Source organism: Acinetobacter sp. CAU_H_29a_1 (assembly GCF_058599505.1).
Genome location: NZ_CM178655.1, coordinates 1,461,177 through 1,479,157, shown reverse-complemented (window position 1 = coordinate 1,479,157; position 17,981 = coordinate 1,461,177). Strand labels below are relative to the sequence as shown.

The 17,981-nt window shown below is 41.6% G+C and carries 16 protein-coding genes; 7 read left to right on the top strand and 9 right to left on the bottom strand.

What is annotated here, in order from left to right:
• Positions 1 to 113: 113 nt before the first annotated feature.
• The 3 genes from AC4MDD_RS07285 to icd form a co-directional block, all read right to left on the bottom strand.
• The gene (locus AC4MDD_RS07285) at positions 114 to 665 is read right to left on the bottom strand and encodes a M23 family metallopeptidase (protein ID WP_058869762.1); all 552 of its coding nucleotides are present in this window, start codon (positions 663 to 665) and stop codon (positions 114 to 116) included.
• A gap of 350 nt (positions 666 to 1,015) precedes the next feature.
• Positions 1,016 to 1,189 carry a hypothetical protein gene (locus AC4MDD_RS07280; RefSeq protein WP_164996884.1) on the bottom strand — a complete coding sequence of 58 codons (174 nt, stop codon included), beginning with the start codon at positions 1,187 to 1,189 and terminating at the stop codon, positions 1,016 to 1,018.
• Between the two features lie 390 nt (positions 1,190 to 1,579).
• On the bottom strand, positions 1,580 to 2,833 hold the full coding sequence (gene icd, locus AC4MDD_RS07275; protein ID WP_491882477.1) for an NADP-dependent isocitrate dehydrogenase: 1,254 nt from the start codon (positions 2,831 to 2,833) through the stop codon (positions 1,580 to 1,582).
• A gap of 197 nt (positions 2,834 to 3,030) precedes the next feature.
• Between icd and AC4MDD_RS07270 the strand changes: the two genes are divergently transcribed.
• On the top strand, positions 3,031 to 3,819 hold the full coding sequence (locus tag AC4MDD_RS07270; protein ID WP_062032802.1) for a pseudouridine synthase: 789 nt from the start codon (positions 3,031 to 3,033) through the stop codon (positions 3,817 to 3,819).
• A gap of 68 nt (positions 3,820 to 3,887) precedes the next feature.
• On the opposite strand, the gene AC4MDD_RS07265 is transcribed toward AC4MDD_RS07270, so the two are convergent.
• Entirely contained in the window at positions 3,888 to 4,637 is a 750-nt protein-coding gene (locus tag AC4MDD_RS07265) for a hypothetical protein (RefSeq protein WP_213072646.1), read from the bottom strand.
• 151 nt (positions 4,638 to 4,788) lie between these two features.
• Positions 4,789 to 7,020: an NADP-dependent isocitrate dehydrogenase gene (locus AC4MDD_RS07260; protein ID WP_491882476.1), complete on the bottom strand. Its 2,232-nt coding sequence runs from the start codon at positions 7,018 to 7,020 to the stop codon at positions 4,789 to 4,791.
• 513 nt (positions 7,021 to 7,533) lie between these two features.
• Between AC4MDD_RS07260 and uraH the strand changes: the two genes are divergently transcribed.
• Positions 7,534 to 7,932, top strand: coding sequence for a hydroxyisourate hydrolase (uraH, locus tag AC4MDD_RS07255; RefSeq protein ID WP_491882475.1), 399 nt, complete (start codon positions 7,534 to 7,536; stop codon positions 7,930 to 7,932).
• An 82-nt stretch (positions 7,933 to 8,014) separates the two neighbouring features.
• On the opposite strand, the gene AC4MDD_RS07250 is transcribed toward uraH, so the two are convergent.
• The gene (locus tag AC4MDD_RS07250) at positions 8,015 to 9,718 is read right to left on the bottom strand and encodes a M61 family metallopeptidase (protein WP_491882474.1); all 1,704 of its coding nucleotides are present in this window, start codon (positions 9,716 to 9,718) and stop codon (positions 8,015 to 8,017) included.
• A gap of 179 nt (positions 9,719 to 9,897) precedes the next feature.
• Here AC4MDD_RS07250 and AC4MDD_RS07245 point away from each other — a divergent pair, with 179 nt between their 5' ends.
• From AC4MDD_RS07245 to slyD, 3 genes are all read left to right on the top strand, one after another.
• Complete coding sequence (locus tag AC4MDD_RS07245; protein ID WP_491882473.1) at positions 9,898 to 11,208, top strand: D-alanyl-D-alanine carboxypeptidase PBP6B; 1,311 nt, start codon at positions 9,898 to 9,900, stop codon at positions 11,206 to 11,208.
• A gap of 124 nt (positions 11,209 to 11,332) precedes the next feature.
• Entirely contained in the window at positions 11,333 to 12,634 is a 1,302-nt protein-coding gene (locus AC4MDD_RS07240) for an NAD(P)/FAD-dependent oxidoreductase (protein WP_491882472.1), read from the top strand.
• A 139-nt stretch (positions 12,635 to 12,773) separates the two neighbouring features.
• Entirely contained in the window at positions 12,774 to 13,256 is a 483-nt protein-coding gene (gene slyD / locus AC4MDD_RS07235) for a peptidylprolyl isomerase (protein WP_004696728.1), read from the top strand.
• A gap of 67 nt (positions 13,257 to 13,323) precedes the next feature.
• On the opposite strand, the gene AC4MDD_RS07230 is transcribed toward slyD, so the two are convergent.
• Positions 13,324 to 13,602, bottom strand: a complete 279-nt coding sequence (locus tag AC4MDD_RS07230; RefSeq protein ID WP_491882471.1) for an acylphosphatase — start codon at positions 13,600 to 13,602, stop codon at positions 13,324 to 13,326.
• A complete protein-coding gene (locus AC4MDD_RS07225; RefSeq protein ID WP_491882603.1) occupies positions 13,599 to 15,068 on the bottom strand; it encodes an NAD(P)H-hydrate dehydratase in 1,470 nt (489 codons plus the stop codon). The genes AC4MDD_RS07230 and AC4MDD_RS07225 overlap by 4 nt, the downstream gene beginning before the upstream one ends.
• A gap of 22 nt (positions 15,069 to 15,090) precedes the next feature.
• Between AC4MDD_RS07225 and queG the strand changes: the two genes are divergently transcribed.
• Together queG and bioB are read left to right on the top strand one after the other, a co-directional pair.
• Positions 15,091 to 16,185, top strand: coding sequence for a tRNA epoxyqueuosine(34) reductase QueG (gene queG / locus AC4MDD_RS07220; RefSeq protein ID WP_491882470.1), 1,095 nt, complete (start codon positions 15,091 to 15,093; stop codon positions 16,183 to 16,185).
• Between the two features lie 301 nt (positions 16,186 to 16,486).
• Positions 16,487 to 17,476: a biotin synthase BioB gene (gene bioB, locus AC4MDD_RS07215; RefSeq protein ID WP_004981788.1), complete on the top strand. Its 990-nt coding sequence runs from the start codon at positions 16,487 to 16,489 to the stop codon at positions 17,474 to 17,476.
• Between the two features lie 68 nt (positions 17,477 to 17,544).
• Here the strand turns inward: bioB and AC4MDD_RS07210 are convergent, their stop codons facing one another.
• The gene (locus AC4MDD_RS07210) at positions 17,545 to 17,781 is read right to left on the bottom strand and encodes a hypothetical protein (protein ID WP_490753508.1); all 237 of its coding nucleotides are present in this window, start codon (positions 17,779 to 17,781) and stop codon (positions 17,545 to 17,547) included.
• Positions 17,782 to 17,981 lie beyond the last annotated feature (200 nt).

Sequence of the window (17,981 nt, the reverse complement as noted above, 5' to 3'; positions counted from 1 at the left end):
CTAAATACTACAAATGTACGGTTTAAGTATAAGAAAAGAACCCAATTGATGTGCCTTCTATAACCAATACAATTCACGCATTCAAACTTTTACAGCTGTAAATCAAAGCTCGGTTATTTCAATGCATTTAAAGTTAAATACGGATAAGGATTCACAGCTCCTTTCCCAGTCCTATAAATTCCATAGTGCAAATGTGGTGGCGTATTCTTGGCATTGCCCGTGTTCCCGACATAGCCCAATACCTCTCCCACTTCAACCCAATCACCCGTTTGAATATTAGGCGCATAAGCATCTAAATGTGCATAGTAGTGACGGCTTAAATTTGGTCCCATTACCCATACTACTTGTCCACCTAGACTATTGAGGCCGACATCCAAGACAATGCCTGATGTAGCACTTAAGACAGGTGTTCCGCGTTTAGCGAAGATATCAATACCTTGATGTTTTCGTCCCTGACCACGTGCTGCCCCCCAAGTATCTTGTATCTGCTTATGGCTTACACCTTGTACAGGCACATTTAAGTTTTTCTCTAAAGGTGTCTTATATAACTGCCAATATAAATATGGATAACTCAAACCCGCTGCTTCACCCGAAGCGGGTGGCTGACATCCACTCATCAGCAGACTTGTACTTAAAATAGCTCCACTCAGAACTAAACGAGACATGATTCAACTACTCAGCTAATTTTTAGATATTAAAATAAGATAAAGTTACCTTTTCATACTAAATGCCTCATATATTGAAAGATATCTTATATATGTAACGGCAAAGCCCTCATATAAAATGAGGGCTTTGCTTCGAATAAACCACGTAAAACTACTTACACTTCTTCAGTTTTTTCTCTAAGGCTTTCAGCTTAGACTGATGCTTAGAGATCTTTTTTAAACGTGCTTTGATCTTCTGTTTTAATGTTTTCACAACATTATTCGACATAGGGTCCTCCTTTGGTTCAACTCCCCTTGATCGACACTTCCTTGAAATGCCTTTGGCATTCGTTCATGAAATAGCAATACGCCTAGCGTTGTTGCTGATCTGGGTTCGGTTGTTTTTGATTCGGTTGTTTTTGCGGATTTTGCTGTTCTTGTGGCTGGTTCGGCTGTTGCTGTTGTTGCTGCTGATCTTGCTGCTCTTGTGGTTGATTCGGCTGCTGTTGACGTTGCTGCTGATTATTTTGTTGTTGATTAGCCATGAGACTACTCCTTTTTCATCATTTGCCGTAGTTGACAAGTCCCACCTTACAGTAATAGGGAGAAAACCCAAGCCATAAGCTGTATCAAGGTGATTCAATGTAATTACATATATAAATTATGGTTAAGAATCAACTCCCCCTTATTATTCAGCCTTACCTATACTCACTCAAAACACTGATCCCTTAACCTAGCCTTACATTGCAATCATATTTCCACAGCTATTAGACTTCTTGCGTTAGTCAAATTTTAAGTAGCCGAAAGCTATATTTTATGAGGTTTTAGCCAATTCAAAAAATAGATAAAACTATACTTTCGCAAGAGGTCTATTCTCAAGCCAACAAAAGAAAACCCGCAGTATATGCGGGTTTCTATCATTTTTAGCTTAAGGCTTATTCCATATTCGCAATAATAGCCTCACCAAACTCCGAACAACGCAATAAGGTCGCATTCGGCATTAATCGCTCAAAATCATAAGTGACTGTTTTCGCCTCAATTGCCCCTGAAATGCCTTTAATAATCAAATCTGCCGCCTCTACCCAGCCCATATCACGTAACATCATTTCAGCAGAAAGAATAATGGAGCCTGGATTGACTTTATCTTGACCGGCATATTTTGGCGCTGTTCCGTGCGTGGCCTCATAAACAGAAATAGCCCCACCAATATTCGCACCCGGCGCGATACCAATCCCTCCGACTTCAGCAGCCAGCGCATCAGAAATATAGTCACCATTCAGGTTTAAAGTCGCAATCACTGAATAGTCCGCAGGACGCATTAAAATCTGTTGCAAGAATGCATCGGCAATCACATCTTTAATGATGATGTCTTTACCATTTTTTGGGTTTTTAATTTTTACCCATGGCCCGCCATCAATGAGCTCACCACCGTAACGCTCCATCGCAAGTTCATAGCCCCACTCTTTAAATGCCCCTTCGGTATATTTCATGATATTGCCTTTGTGAACCAAGGTCACACTCGGCTTATCATTATCAATCGCAAATTGAATCGCTTTACGCACAAGACGCTGCGTCCCCTCTTTCGATACAGGCTTAATCCCGATACCACAGTTATCTTCAAAGCGGATTTTAGTCACGCCCATTTCTTCTTTGAGAAACTTAATCACTTTCTTCGCTTCAGGAGAATCGGCTTTCCATTCGATTCCTGCATAAATATCTTCTGAGTTTTCACGAAAAATAACCATGTCGGTCAGTTCAGGGTGCTGAACAGGTGATGGTACCCCTTCAAACCAACGTACAGGGCGTACACAGACGTACAAATCTAATTCTTGGCGTAACGCCACGTTCAAAGAACGAATCCCCCCACCAACAGGTGTGGTTAAAGGGCCTTTAATTGAAACCACAAACTCGCGTAGCGCATCAAAAGTTTCTTCTGGCATATAAGAGCCATAAATTTTATTGGCTTTTTCACCGCAGTAGACCTCCATCCACTCAATCGAGCGTTTACCACCATATGCTTTTTGTACTGCAGCATCCACTACAGTTTTCATAGCTGGTGTAATGTCGACACCAATACCATCGCCTTCAATAAAAGGAATAATCGGTTGATTTGGAACATTTAATGATAAATCTGCGTTTACGGTAATTTTACTACCATCCGCAGGAACGATGATCTTCTGATAACCCATTTTGCAGGCGCTCCCTTATATTATAATTGGCAAATTTAAAAAATAATTGCCGATAGACAATACTTTCCACTCTTCTTATCGCATAATAGCTTAATCGAATTCCGCTGTTTTTGAGATTTATACGAGAAATAACTACATTTCTCTATTAAATAAATCTTGATATTTCTTATTTTATGTAATTACAGAAGTTATTGACTATGAAAATCGTCATCCTGAATAAGCCCTATGACGTCCTCTCCCAGTTCCGTAAAGATGAAGCACATATGACGATGTCTGACTTTGTCAGCGACTCTACTTTGCGCTTGGCTGGTCGTTTGGATATGGACTCTGAAGGCTTGGTATTTTTAACCGACCATGGTGGTTTAAACCAATACATCACCAACCCTGCCAATAAAAAATTTAAAACGTATTTGGTTCAGGTCGATGGTGATGTAACTGAAGAAGCCCTTGAGCAGTTGCGTAAAGGCGTGGAACTGAAAGATGGTATGACTTTGCCTGCTGAAGCATCTAAAGTTGAACAACCTGAGTGGTTATGGGAGCGAGATCCTCCTGTACGTTTCCGTGCGTCTGTGCCTACTTCTTGGGTCGAAATTTCAATTTGTGAAGGCCGTAACCGTCAAGTACGTCGCATGACTGCTGCTGTAGGTTTTCCTACTTTACGTTTAATCCGTACTAAAATTGGTGCAATTGATTTGGTTCAAATGGGTTTACAACCAGGTGAATCCAAAGAAATCGAACCACTTTTATACCCTGACTTTCAAAACATTCCTGCTGAAGAACCTTACCGTTCGCGCTCTTATGTGAAAAAACCGGGTGGTACAGGTGGTAAGCCTATGGTTCGTAAGAACAAAGATGGTTCTGTGAAAAAGTCAGGTACAAAGCGTATTTGGCAAATGGATGATAGTGAGAAACCAAAGCGTAAAACCAATGGTACTACTCGTCCTAATACGAAAGCTCCACGTGGTCGCGGACGTAATGGTCGTTAAAAATTAAGTATTTTAAAGCCCACGAACGTGGGCTTTAATAATTAATACTATACAAAAAGTACTTATATTTATTTTTCTCTTTCAAAATCGTATTGCTTTAACATTTTATCAAAATCGCTCTTTAGCGAAAATTTTATTTCCCATATCTCTTCTAATTTATACCCATAAACATTTTCATATTCAATTTTTATTTTTGCAGTAAGAGTTTCACCCGTATCTCCAAAGATATCATCAAAAAAATTACTATCCTGTAAGCTATCATTAAAAAACGCTACATTTTTCATTTTAAACGTACTTAATGCAACGGGCATTAGCCCCCTAACTCGTAGAAAATTAATATGCGCTCTTGATGAAATTCCATCATGTAAATATGCAGTCAAATTATAGCAATCACCTTTACCTATATTATGCACATTCAATAATAACGAATAATGATCTTCAGAATGTTTAAAAGCACTAGGTGCATAATAACCTATCTCAGGTCGGGCTTTTTCAAATGATGCCTGCAAAGTCTTTTCATTAATTAATGCTATTTCTTTTTGCTGTTTAACACCCTCTTTCATCTCATCAATCTGAAGTTGTAACGCTTTTTCTTGTTGCTCTAAAGCTTTAGTATTTTGATCTAACTGCTTGCCCTGCTGTATATAACCTAAAATTAGCCAAAAGAATGCAATAGGTGCAAAAATACCCGCAAGAAAATCACCCAATTCATTGAGTGTTGCAGGCAGATTATAACTATTACTTTGACTGAATACATAAATTCCTAGAAACCAAATCAAAGTAGCTATTACCCCAAAAATTAAACTCTTTTTATTCATCTCTCAATTAAATCACTCAAGCATTTTTAAATTATAGTTATAACAAATATCTGATTTTTTAAATATAAAGCATAAAGTACTATTAAAAAAAGCCGATGCATACGCATCGGCTTTTTCACTTCATCGGTAAATTTACCAATTTAGTTTTGACTTAGATCGCTTCAAGTGCAGCATTCAAAGTCTCGCTTGGACGCATTACAGCATTTACTTTAGCTGTATCTACAGCATAGTAACCGCCGATGTCAGCAGCTTGACCTTGAACTTGAGCAAGTTCAGCAATAATTTTGTCTTCGTTTTCAGCAAGTGCTTTCGCAAGTGGAGCAAACTTCGCTTTCAACTCAGCATCTTCATCTTGTGCAGTAAGCGCTTCAGCCCAGAACTTCGCTAAATAGAAGTGGCTGCCACGGTTATCTAACTCGCCAGTACGACGTGATGGAGACTTATCATTATCAAGTAATTTGCCAGTCGCTTGGTCTAAAGTCTTCGCAAGTAATTTCGCACGAGCGTTGTCTTCTTTGATGCCCATTTCTTCTAAAGAAACAGCAAGCGCCAAGAACTCACCTAAAGAATCCCAACGTAAGTGGTTTTCTTCAACAAGCTGTTGTACGTGTTTAGGCGCTGAACCACCCGCACCAGTTTCGTACATGCCACCGCCCGCCATTAACGGAACAATAGACAACATTTTCGCTGAAGTACCCAATTCCATAATTGGGAACAAGTCAGTCAGGTAGTCACGTAGGATGTTACCCGTTACAGAAATCGTATCTAGGCCACGCGCTACACGTTCAAGTGTATAACGCATTGCACGTACTTGAGACATGATCTGAATGTCTAAACCAGCAGTGTCGTGGTCTTTCAAGTATTTTTGTACTTTCTTGATCACTTCATTTTCGTGCGGACGGTATGGGTCTAACCAGAAGATTGCTGGCATACCCGAGTTACGAGCACGGTTTACTGCAAGTTTTACCCAATCTTGAATCGGTGCATCTTTCACCTGACACATACGCCAGATGTCGCCTTCCTCAACATTTTGAGTCATCAACACTTCGCCAGTTTCTAGGTCAGTGATGTTTGCAACACCCGCTTCAGACATTTCGAAAGTTTTGTCGTGCGAACCGTATTCTTCAGCTTTTTGCGCCATCAAACCAACGTTAGGCACAGTACCCATCGTACGTGGGTCAAAGTTACCATTCCACTTACAGAAATTGATCATTTCTTGGTAAATACGTGCGAAAGTTGACTCAGGCATTACTGCTTTACAGTCGTAAGGTTTGCCGTCAGCACCCCACATTTTACCGCCACCACGGATCATTGCAGGCATTGAAGCATCTACAATTACATCGTTTGGTGAGTGGAAGTTGGTGATACCTTTCGCCGAATCAACCATTGCAAGTGCAGGACGGTGTTCTTGGCAAGCATGTAAATCTTCAATGATTTCTTCACGTAAAGACGTCGGTAAAGTTGCGATCTTCTCGTAAAGACCAGCCATACCGTTGTTTACGTTAATGCCTAGCTCATCGAACAATTTACCGTGTTTTTCAAAAGCATCTTTGTAGTAAATTTTCACACAGTGACCGAAAACGATCGGGTGTGAAACTTTCATCATGGTTGCTTTCACATGTAAAGAGAACAAAATGCCCGCTTCTTTACAATCATCAAGTTCTTTTTCATAGAAATCGCAAAGCGCTTTCTTGCTCATGAACATTGAGTCGATGATTTCGCCGTCTTGAAGTGCAACTTTTGACTTCAGAACAATCGTTTCACCAGACTTGGTGATGAGTTCCATTTTCACATTACGTGCACGGTCTAAAGTCATCGATTTTTCACCGTGGTAGAAGTCACCTTCATCCATGTGAGAAACGTGAGTTTGAGACCATTGCTTCCACTCGCTCATAGAGTGCGGGTGTTTTTTCGCATAGTTTTTCACTGCAGCTGGTGCACGACGGTCAGAGTTACCTTCACGCAATACAGGGTTTACAGCTGAACCAAGACATTTGCCATAGCGTGCTTTAAGCGCTTTTTCATCTTCAGTGGTTGGGTTTTCAGGATAGTCAGGAATCGCGTAGCCTTTTGATTGAAGCTCTTTGATACATGCTGATAACTGAGCAACAGAGGCACTAATATTCGGGAGTTTGATGATATTAGTATCTGGATCTTGGGTAAGACGACCTAGTTCTGCAAGATTGTCTGGGACTTTTTGCTCTTCTTTTAGGTATTCAGAGAATTCTGCGAGAACACGTGCGGCAACAGAGATATCAGTTTTAACGATCTCTACACCAGCAGGTTTAGTAAAGGTCTCAATGATCGGCAGTAGCGAATAAGTCGCTAGCAATGGCGCCTCGTCGGTCAGTGTGTAAATGATGGTTGACTTTCCACCAGCCATATATAGCCCCTTGCGTTAGATTGAGTTTTTTAGGGTGATGAGCTTTTGGCTCAACCCCTGCGAACCGATGTGCTTGAATAAAACCCTGAAAGTATCGTCCCTCAGGGCTTTACAGTCAACGTAATATCCAGTGATAACGACATTTCGCCAGAAAATACCACTACAGCCTTCGTTTTTCAAAATCACGTCTTTCCACAAGGCTTTAGCTTTTGCTTAGCAAATAAACAAATTTTTTAGCGAAATGTGTTATTTACCTCATTTAAGCCACAACAACAGATACTTTTCACATAATACAGTCTTCAAATCGTTTTACAGTCTTGTAGCCCTACATGCATAAGCATGACTTTTCTCAGCGCTAAATTTAAATCGGCAGAGCCATTCATCATGCCACAGCTTAAATATTGATACATAAACCCTCTACGCGTACTCCTCCATTTTTACATTTTTAAACCTATGATTTTTATATGGTTGGTTAAACTGAATCTTTTTCCTGCAACGGTAAGGGTCAATTCAATGCTAAAAATGCTGCTTCCGCTCATTGGACTTGGTTTTTCTTCTTGGTGTTCTGCTCAAAATCCATTGAGCGTCCATGTGCTGAATTTGGAAAATGGTCTCCCTTCTGCCAATGTCAAAGTGACACTTGAAGCCCAACAAAATGATAAATGGACAGAAATCATCTCAAGCACGACCGATGACCAAGGTCGAATCAATGATTTATATCCCAAAGATACGGCCTTACAAAAAGGTGTATACAAAGTTACCTTTAAAACGGGTGATTGGTTTCGCCAAAAAAATCAGCGCTCATTCTTTCCTGAAGTGCCCGTGGTGTTTGTAATTGATGGCTCATTGGATCATTACCATATTCCGCTATTAATTAGCCCATATGGCTATTCCACTTACCGTGGTAGTTAATGCAATACATAAGCGCATAAAAAAAACCGATGTCTAGGCATCGGTTTTTGTCTGTACAGAATCAAATAAAGTGGCTTAGGGATTAAGCCTTGAACCACTTCTCTGCTTTCGCTTGGTCTTCAACTTTCAATTCAACTTCCGTCAGCTCTGAGCCAGCAGCTTTTACGTCAAAGCTCATCAACTCATCACGGCGGAATGCCAAAATGCTATATATACCTTCTTGCTTGGCATACTTTTCTACCAGTTTCATCGTTGCTTTGAGACCATCAATCGCAATGATCACATCATGGGCAGAAAGGCCAGCTTCAGCAGCAGCACCATCACGACGTGCGCTTTGCACCAACACGCCTTCTGGCTTATCTACAAGCTTTAAACCTAGCGGTAATGACTTATCATTTTTCAGGCTATAACTTAAACCAAATTCAGGGAAAAGTTGATCCAGCGGCAACTCATCTGTAGTGTTAATTAAGTGATTGATTTGCTCAATCCAGTTATCACCTGTCAGTTCATTACACAACTCAACAATCGTACGCTCATGTACTTGTATGCCCTTTTGCGCGTTCTCATAAAGTTTACGCATAAGTGCATCTAGACTTGAACCACGTAAGCGCAAACCTAAGTCTAAGCATAGGGCAACCAAACAACCTTTGTTGTAATAGCTGGTGCCTGCATTGTTCGAGTTTTCATCCTGACGGTAAAATTTCACCCATGCATCAAAGCTGGACTCAGACACAGACTGAACAAAACGACCCGGATTTTGTAAATAACGATCAATCTGAGTTTTGAGTAGTTTGATATATGAGGCTTGGGAAATCACACCACTACGTAGCAAAATCAAGTCATCATAATAAGACGTGAAACCTTCAAAAATCCAAAGCAAAGAGGTATAACCTTCTTTGTTCAGATCATAATTAACAAAATTTTCAGGACGAATGAATTTGACCAACCATGAGTGGAAGTATTCATGGCTACATAAACCTAAGAAACGTTGATAGTCTTCAGACGGCTCTTCAGGCTCATTGGCTTTTGGTAAGTCTTCACGTGGGCTAATCAAGCTGGTTGAATTTGGATGCTCCAAACCACCATAACTATTTGCTGTAGCCATCGTCATAAAGGTGTAGTTTGAAAATGGCGCTGAGCCAAACATTGAGATTTCTGTTGCACAGATTTTTTCAATGTCTTGCTGCATACGTGCAGCATTCATGGCATGTTTACCTGACACCACAAACTCGTGTGGGATGCCATTGGCTTCAAAACCAAAACGAGTCTGCTCTGCCAACTCAAATGGTGCATCAATCAACTCGGCATAGTTTTTGGCTTTTAAAGTAAAACGACCTTTAACGAGGCTTTTTGAAGCCATACCAGTAGCCAATTGGAAGTATTTCAGCTCATCAGGAAGGAACAGTTCAACTTCAACTGCTTTGTCCTCTTGACCCTCTAAACCTAAGCAAGCACATGCGGGGTTTACATATAAACGGGTTTGATCTACATACGCACCGCGCACCGACAGATCATAGGCATAGACATCATACTCAACCGTAATCAATTCATGGTCAGTATTAAAAAGACGCCATTTATTCTTTTCAAATTTTTGAATTTCTAACAAACGCCCTTCTTCATCATAAGCACGAACCGACTCTATATGCTTTGAAAACTCGCGAATGAGGTAACTACCCGGAATCCAAGTTGGTAATGAAAGTACCTGTGTTGGGTCTGCTACAAAACGTAAAGTCACGTGTATAAGGTGCTGACGATAATCGTCAAATTCGATCTGATAATGCAACATAATGGGCGATACAAAATAAAATGAAATGAGTTATAACTTAGCTTAGCATTATTTACGCCAGTTTTGCGTCACAGTCACATTTGTCTGCATTTTTGACTGGTCATTGAGGAAAAAAAGGCATAGCATTTGCAGCTGTTTTAGGTTTAAAAGTCACGGAATGGCTTGGTTAGGGAATTTCATTGAAAGCTGTCATCTACTTCATCGCTACACTCTTCGCCTTATGTTCAAGTTTCACTCAAGCGGCATTGCTCAATATTGTTCCTGAAACAGTTGAAGCTCAAGCTTGGACAGTTTTTGACAGCCAATCGGGGCAAGTCATTGCAGAGCATAATAGTCATGTTCAACGTGCACCCGCTTCGCTCACCAAAATGATGGTGGCGTATATTGCACTCAAAGAAATCAATGCAGGAAAGCTCAATAAGAGCGAAATTCTTACCGCAACACCTGTGGTCAGTACGGTGATGTGGGATGAGTCCCAAATGTACTTAAAACAAGGTGAACAGATTTCTGTGGATCAGCTTCTAGCGGGTTTAGTGGTCATGTCTGCCAACGACGCAGCAGTGACTTTAGCGGAACGCATCTCGGGTGATATTCCAAACTTTGTTGCACGAATGAACCAAGAAGCCAAAGCACTAGGAATGACTGAAACTCATTTTCAAAACCCTGCGGGTATCACCATGCCAGAGCACTATTCAACCGCACATGATTTAGCGCTATTAGGTCAATCCTTGGTGAATGAAACACCAGACTATTTATATTATTCAAAACAGCAAAGTTTTAGCTATAACCAACGCTTTCACCGTGCAACCAATATTCTGCTAAAACAAGACCCAACGGTAGATGGCTTAAAAACAGGTTATACCAAAGCAGCGGGATACAATTTAGCGCTGACAGCAAACCGCCCGACCATGAATCCAGACAATCCAAACCGTCGCTTGGTTGTCATCGTTTTAGGTACAGAAAGTGCAGCTAAGCGTGCTGAAGTTGCACACAACCTCATGAATTTGTCTTATACCTATACTCGCAATGAAGTTGCACTGAAAGATAAGCAAATTATCGCTGAACTGCCTGTCGTCAAATCGACATTGAAAATGTTCAAAGTGGAAAGTAAGCAACCGAAAATTGTGACCACATCACTGTACGATCAGCCATATGCCATTGACTTACATGCCTTTGACCAGACCAACCAACGGATTATGCTCAATACAGGCAATGGCACTATTCAACGCATTGATCCATTAGAGTCTACAAAAACGCATTTCAATATTGAAGTGTTGCAAAACAAGCTGACCGCTCCGCTGGCTGAAGTGATGCAACTGGCAAAAGTTCAGGTCTATCAAAACAATCAGCTCATTCAAACGTTCACCATTGAAGAAGATGTACAAATTGAAGAAGCCAATATTTTCCAGCGACTAATGTTTTGGTTCAAAAGCTTGTTTCCATTTTTATCAAGCGATGAACCTAAAGTAAAAACCTATACACTCGGTTAAGTTCGAGCAGTATCCCGAGTTTTATACTTTATGTAACTTGTAAGACAATCTAATTATCAATAAATCAAGAAGATGGCATATTCAATGTCATCTTCTTTTTTTAATAATAAATAGGTTGCTTCATATGGCTGTACAAACAGAACAAGTGCCACACCATATTGTTATTATTGGCGGTGGTGCTGGTGGTCTAGAGTTAGCAACGCAACTCGGTGACAGCTTCGCAAAATCCAACTGGGTTAAAATCACCCTCGTCGATCAAAACCTCACCCACATCTGGAAACCCTTACTCCACGAAATTGCGGCAGGTACACTCAACCCAAGTGTTGAAGAAATTAATTATTTTGCACATGCTTCTAAGCATCATTATGAGTTTGTTTTGGGTCGTTTTGTCGGCTTAGATCAAGAACATAAAAATGTAAAACTTGAAGCACGCCAATATGCCAAACAAAACACGGAAACCACGCAGTTTGAACTCAACTACGACACCTTAGTCCTAGCAGTCGGTTCGACCTCTAACGACTTTTCGACCGAAGGTGCTAAACATTACTGCCATTTCCTCGACAGTCGCCAGCAAGCTGAAATTTTCCAGCAAGACCTTCTACATTTGTATTTGGATGCACAAAACCGCCCCGAAACACGCGCACTCAATATTGCGATTATTGGTGCAGGTGCCACAGGGGTCGAGCTTGCAGCCGAATTGATCCATGCGAAAAGTACCTTTTTTAAATACGGTCTCAATAAAATTGACCCAAACAAAGTCAAAGTGACCTTGATTGAAGCAGCGGATCGTATTCTTCCCGCCCTATCCACCAAAATGGCAAATCACACACATACCCAATTGGAAAAACTTGGCGTTGAAGTCCTCACCCATCACCGTGTTGCCAAGTTAGATAAAGACCATGTCTATTTTGCCAATGGCTCACAAATCGATGCCGATCTTAAAGTTTGGGCAGCAAGCATCAAAGCACCTGTCGTTTTAAATGCGCTTGAAAGCTTTGAAAAAGATGCGATTGGCCGTCTTAGAGTCTATGCTACTTTGCAAACCCGTTCCGACCCCAACATTTTTGCCTTTGGTGATTGCGCCCACTGCCAACCTGCGGCCGATGAACCAGTCCTTGGCCCACGCGCTCAAGTGGCCAGTCAACAAGCGGCCTTTTTGGTTCGAGCGCTCAAAGCACGCATTCGTGGTCAGTCTTTACCGATGTTTAAATTTTCGGACAAAGGTTCTTTGGTTTCCCTCAGTCAATACAAAGCTGTGGGCGAACTCCTGGGCCAAGTCAATGTGCAAGGCGTGCTGGCAAAAACCATGTATGTTTCTTTATATCGACTCCATCAGGCCACCTTACATGGCTATACCCAAGCTGGGCTGATGACCGCAAAAGACCTGATGAATAAAAAAGTCGGTCCGAAAATAAAATTGCATTGAAATCTAAAAATGCGTCCCCACTAATAAAAAAACGCCATAAGAACGTGGAAAATGCAGTTTTTTTGCTAAATTTAGTCTACAAAAGCTGCTTTTCACTTTATGATATACCCCTTAAATTCTAAATGAATGGACGAAAAACATGACTGCTATCGCAAATGATCACGTGGTTTCTTTCAACTACAAATTGACTAACGCTGAAGGCGAAACGCTAGACCAATCACAAGGTGAACCACTTGCATATTTGCACGGCGCAGGTAACATCATCCCAGGTTTAGAAAATGCATTGCTAGGCAAAACTGTAGGTGAAAAATTCACTGTTACTGTTCCTGCTGCTGAAGGTTATGGCGAATACAACCCTGAACTCGTTCAAGAAGTTCCAGCGCAAATGTTCCAAGGCGTAGACAACATCCAAGCGGGTATGCAGTTCCAAGCTCAAACTGATGATGGCGTTCAAATCGTAACTGTAAAAGCAGTTGAAGGCGAAAACGTAATTGTTGATGCTAACTTCCCACTTGCTGGTCAAGACTTAACTTTCGAAGTTGAAATCGTAGAAATCCGCGATGCAACTGAAGAAGAATTACAGCACGGCCATGCGCACGGTGCTGGTGGTCACCACCACTAAGATTTAACAATCTTAAAAAAAGGGCGAAAGTTTAACTTCCGCCCTTTTTTTATTTTTGCATACTTGATCATTCGCGACGTATTTGAAAATCTGTAAATGTTTGCTGTCCTGAAGCAAGTTCTATGATGAACACATCCGTGACTACCGCATGAGTTGGCCCGACTTTAGCGCGATTCACCAGTTCGGCAACCACACCATCCTCCCCCAAAAGCAACGCTTCAACTGCACCTGAAGCCAGATTCTGTACATAACCCTTTAAACCTAAAGCAACAGCCTGTTGTGCAAACCAGCGTCGATACCCAACACCCTGAACTTTTCCCGATATGGTCAGTTTTACTACTTTCATACTGTATGCTCTCGGTTCACGACCGTATAAATAGCCTGACTCATTTGCTGCGCTTGTAAACCACGTTCACCTTGCTGAGCCAAAAGGTCACCTGCTTGAGCATGTAAGGTCACAATTTGATGTAACGCAATGTCAACTTGCAACTGTGCTTTTAAACTAGCAATCATGCCTGCCAATACATCACCCATTCCACCTGTTCCCATCCCTGGATTACCTGCGGTACAAATCCAAAGTTGCGTATCTAAAATCAAGCTTCCTGAGCCCTTAAGCACCCATTGTCCTGCATATTTTTCTTGTAAGGCATAAATAACTGCAATACGGTCGGACTCCACCACTGAGGTACTGATACCGAGCAAAGTTGCGGCCTCCCCAGGATGCGGTGTTGCGTACACCTGCTCACCGAGTTTTACTGGCTTTTCAGCCAAAAACCATAAAGCATCCGCATCCAATACCACCTGTAAAGCACTGTTTTGAATGAGTGGAAACCATGCATCAAACTGCTGCTGAGCCCACGAGTTTCTTCCCAAGCCCATACCAAAACTGACTGCATCCACATGTGCCACCAATGCTTCACGCTCTTGGAGCGACATTTGGTTAATATCGCGCAGCATAATATTCGGTGCACGGGATAAAATCGCAGTATGGTGTTTTGCATCACACACCACCGTCACCTTGCCAGCACCCGCGTGAAAGGCAGCTTCAGCGGCTAACATCACCGCACCGCCCATCTGTGCATGTCCGCCAATCACCAGTACATGCCCATAACTTCCTTTATGCCCAAAGGCTTGACGCGGTACAAGCTGCACATGCTGTGGAGCAAGCGAAGCTAAAGGTTTTAAAGCATTGTCTACAGGAAGTACCGAAATAAGCTCAACGACTCCTGCATAAGCTTTACCCTGCCCAGTAAATAAACCCGCCTTTAAGCCCAGAGCCGTAAAGGTATAATCGGCGACAACTGCACAAGGTAAAGCTTGTCCCGTGTTGGCCTGCAAACCACTTGGAATATCAACCGCAATTTTTAAACCTGTTTGTCTATTGATCTGTCGAATAACCGCCTGCCAGTCTGAACTGAGTTCACGGTTTAACCCAATGCCAAACAAAGCATCAATATACGCATCATAAGGGTGTTGAAAAGCAAAACCGGTATGAATCATTATCCCCTGTTGCACAGCTGCTGCATGTGCTTGTTGCAGTGAAGTAGATTCTCCCAAAGCAGCTGCATAAATTTCAACGTCATAACCTTGCGCGGCTAGATACGATGCAATCAAGTAACCATCACCTGCATTGTTGCCTTGACCACAACATACTGCGATGCTTTTAACCTGCTGCTGTTTAAGCCTAGGCAGCATATGTTCAGTTGTTGACCATGCGACTTGTTGCATCAACCCATAAGCACTATTTTGCCGCGCGAACCAACGCCCTTCCCATGCTTGAATCTCGCTGCTGTGGTACACTTGCTGATGCATGATTTTTCCTTTGTTCTTGGTTATGACAACATCCATATCTTCCTCAAAAATCCCTGTAGATCAATATGATCCAGAGCAGCTTAAGGCTTGGATTAAAGCTGAAGCACTGGCTTTAGGATTTTCTGATTGTGTCATCGCCAAACCAGATGCTCAAGCTGAATTGCCGCGTTTTAAAAAATATTTAGAACTTGGTTATCATGGTGACATGCATTTTCTTGCTGAAAACTTAGAAAAACGCACAGATCCAACACTGCTTGTTCCGGGCACCAAAAGCATTATTTGTGTGCGTATGGATTATTTAGTTGCCGTTCCTGAACCACGTCTTGTGCCTTTTGCACCAAATAGCGCCATCATTGCGCGTTATGCACGCGGACGTGACTATCACAAAGTCATGCGTGGGCGTTTAAAGACCCTTTCTCAGAAAATCAAAGCCAAAGTTGGCGATTTTGAATCTCGCCCATTTGCAGACTCAGCACCCATTTTTGAAAAATCATTGGCTGAAAATGCGGGCATGGGCTGGGTCGGTAAACACACCTTACTCATTCATAAAACATCAGGCTCATTTTTTGTTTTGGGTGAGCTGTTTACCTCTTTAGAGCTACCTTTTGACCAAGCCACCACCAAACACTGTGGTTCATGTAGCGCGTGTATTGATATTTGCCCGACCCAAGCCATTGTTGAGCCTTATTTATTAGATGCGCGTAAATGCATTGCCTATTTAACTATTGAGTTTCAAGGCATTATTCCTCTAGAGCTGCGCCGCGGTATTGGTAACCGTGTGTTTGGTTGCGATGATTGCCAGCTCATTTGCCCGTGGAATAGCTTTGCCAAAACCACACCAATTGATGATTTTAACCCGCGTCATGGTTTGGATGACATTCAACTAATTGACCTTTGGCAATGGGATGAAAACACCTTTATGGCAAATACCGAAGGGAGTCCCCTACGTCGTACAGGCTATCAAAGCTTTATGCGTAACGTCGCGATTGGTCTAGGTAATGCACCATTTTCAGATGAAATATTGCAGCAATTACAAGCTTCTCGCCCAGAGCTTAACGATATTGTGCAAGTCCATATTGACTGGGCCATCCAAGAGCAACTGATGAAACGGCACTAAAACTTGCTTCAAACAGACTCAATCAATAAAAGTTCAATCAAACAGCCATTTGCTTGCATAATTTTATTTATTTTATCTATTTAGCTGCATTTTCAGTGTAACTCAAAATCTAAATAAATAGAATTTTGCGGCCAAATTTCCGAAAAAACGCTCAACTTTGCAACTATTTTTACAATCTCATAAAAAGATAAAATTAAAAACATAATCGGGAGATACTATTAAAACTGAGCAATAATGCCTTTTAAGTTGGCACGTTAAATGTATGATGTATACAAGTTAGAATTAAAAATGGATCGCCATTATGAACCTACGCAATGATTGGACGCGTGAAGAAATCGAAGCTTTGTATGATCAGCCTTTTCTTGATCTCGTCTTTCAAGCGCAGACCGTACATCGCCAACATTTCCAAGCCAACACCATTCAAGTCAGTACTTTATTGTCGATTAAAACAGGAAAATGTCCTGAAGACTGTAAATACTGCTCTCAGTCAGCACGTTATGACTCAAAACTTGAAGCCGAAAAGCGAATTGCTGTAGACAAAGTGATTTCAGAAGCCAAAGAAGCTTTAGCCTCAGGCTCATCTCGTTTTTGTATGGGCGCAGCTTGGCGTAACCCACATGAACGTGACATGCCTTATGTACTAGAAATGGTTAAAGAGGTGAAAGCTCTTGGTTTAGAGACTTGCATGACTTTAGGGATGCTGAATGAGTCTCAAGCTGGGCGTTTAAAAGATGCAGGTTTAGATTATTACAACCATAACCTCGACACTTCACGCGAGTATTATTCACATATTATTAGCACACGTACCTTTGACGACCGTTTAAATACCTTAGAATATGTCCGTCAAGCAGGCATGAAAGTGTGTAGCGGTGGTATTGTTGGTCTAGGTGAAAAGAAAGAAGACCGTATTGGTTTATTGCAAGAGCTTGCAACGATGCCTATTCACCCAGAATCTGTGCCAATCAACATGTTAGTTCCAATTGAAGGCACGCCACTGGCAGATGTTGAAAAACTCGATGTGACGGAATGGATTCGCACCATTGCTGTTGCGCGCATTATCATGCCGCACAGTTATATCCGCCTATCTGCAGGTCGTGAAGCACTTTCTGACTCAGACCAAGCACTTGCATTTATGGCGGGTGCAAATTCGTTGTTCTCGGGTGAGAAATTACTGACCACACCAAATGCAGGCGAAGGTAAAGACCGCCAACTGTTCACCAAATTAGGTTTAGTGGCAGAAAAGCCAAAACCAACAGTGGCAGACCTTAGCTTAGATGCCATGGCAAGCTAATACCTAAGAGCTGCTAAGCACAAAAAAGCCCCTTATTTCAATATGGGGCTTTTTTAATGTCTATCTATTTAACCTTCAGGCGACTGAGCAAAATTATGCGCAGTAATTAGAATACCATAACTGGCATTCAGATAATCGCCTTGGAATATCTCATCTTCACCATTGGCATGGCGTACCGTTAAGGTTTGGCAAATCGCGTCATAGTGAAAAGAATTAAAACACTCTTGATGCTGACACAGCCAGCTTAAGGTATCACTCAGATTATCATCGACAATATAAGTCTGTGCTTGAAAATTTTTAGTCATCATCTGTATATGCTAAACACTGTGATTCGTCTATTGTAAGCCGTTCTGCGTCGATTCAGCCAAACCAAGCCATAAAAAATACAGGCATTAAAAAGTGAGCCTACGCTCACTTTTCCTTAAGATGATTAGTCGGTTTTAGAATCACCGCACTTTCGGCATTCCATATGCTCCCCTATTTCAGTCATTTGTTCATATTCATA

What these genes read in the sequence shown, in the direction of transcription:
- slyD (WP_004696728.1), top strand. Translation starts at nt 12,774, where the DNA reads ATGACTGCTATCGCAAATGATCACGTGGTTTCTTTCAACTACAAATTG.
- AC4MDD_RS07225 (WP_491882603.1), bottom strand. Translation starts at nt 15,068, where the DNA reads ATGCATCAGCAAGTGTACCACAGCAGCGAGATTCAAGCATGGGAAGGG.
- AC4MDD_RS07210 (WP_490753508.1), bottom strand. Translation starts at nt 17,781, where the DNA reads ATGACTAAAAATTTTCAAGCACAGACTTATATTGTCGATGATAATCTG.
- queG (WP_491882470.1), top strand. Translation starts at nt 15,091, where the DNA reads ATGACAACATCCATATCTTCCTCAAAAATCCCTGTAGATCAATATGAT.
- AC4MDD_RS07285 (WP_058869762.1), bottom strand. Translation starts at nt 665, where the DNA reads ATGTCTCGTTTAGTTCTGAGTGGAGCTATTTTAAGTACAAGTCTGCTG.
- AC4MDD_RS07280 (WP_164996884.1), bottom strand. Translation starts at nt 1,189, where the DNA reads ATGGCTAATCAACAACAAAATAATCAGCAGCAACGTCAACAGCAGCCG.
- AC4MDD_RS07270 (WP_062032802.1), top strand. Translation starts at nt 3,031, where the DNA reads ATGAAAATCGTCATCCTGAATAAGCCCTATGACGTCCTCTCCCAGTTC.
- AC4MDD_RS07240 (WP_491882472.1), top strand. Translation starts at nt 11,333, where the DNA reads ATGGCTGTACAAACAGAACAAGTGCCACACCATATTGTTATTATTGGC.
- AC4MDD_RS07230 (WP_491882471.1), bottom strand. Translation starts at nt 13,602, where the DNA reads ATGAAAGTAGTAAAACTGACCATATCGGGAAAAGTTCAGGGTGTTGGG.
- uraH (WP_491882475.1), top strand. Translation starts at nt 7,534, where the DNA reads ATGCTAAAAATGCTGCTTCCGCTCATTGGACTTGGTTTTTCTTCTTGG.
- bioB (WP_004981788.1), top strand. Translation starts at nt 16,487, where the DNA reads ATGAACCTACGCAATGATTGGACGCGTGAAGAAATCGAAGCTTTGTAT.
- AC4MDD_RS07265 (WP_213072646.1), bottom strand. Translation starts at nt 4,637, where the DNA reads ATGAATAAAAAGAGTTTAATTTTTGGGGTAATAGCTACTTTGATTTGG.
- icd (WP_491882477.1), bottom strand. Translation starts at nt 2,833, where the DNA reads ATGGGTTATCAGAAGATCATCGTTCCTGCGGATGGTAGTAAAATTACC.
- AC4MDD_RS07250 (WP_491882474.1), bottom strand. Translation starts at nt 9,718, where the DNA reads ATGTTGCATTATCAGATCGAATTTGACGATTATCGTCAGCACCTTATA.
- AC4MDD_RS07260 (WP_491882476.1), bottom strand. Translation starts at nt 7,020, where the DNA reads ATGGCTGGTGGAAAGTCAACCATCATTTACACACTGACCGACGAGGCG.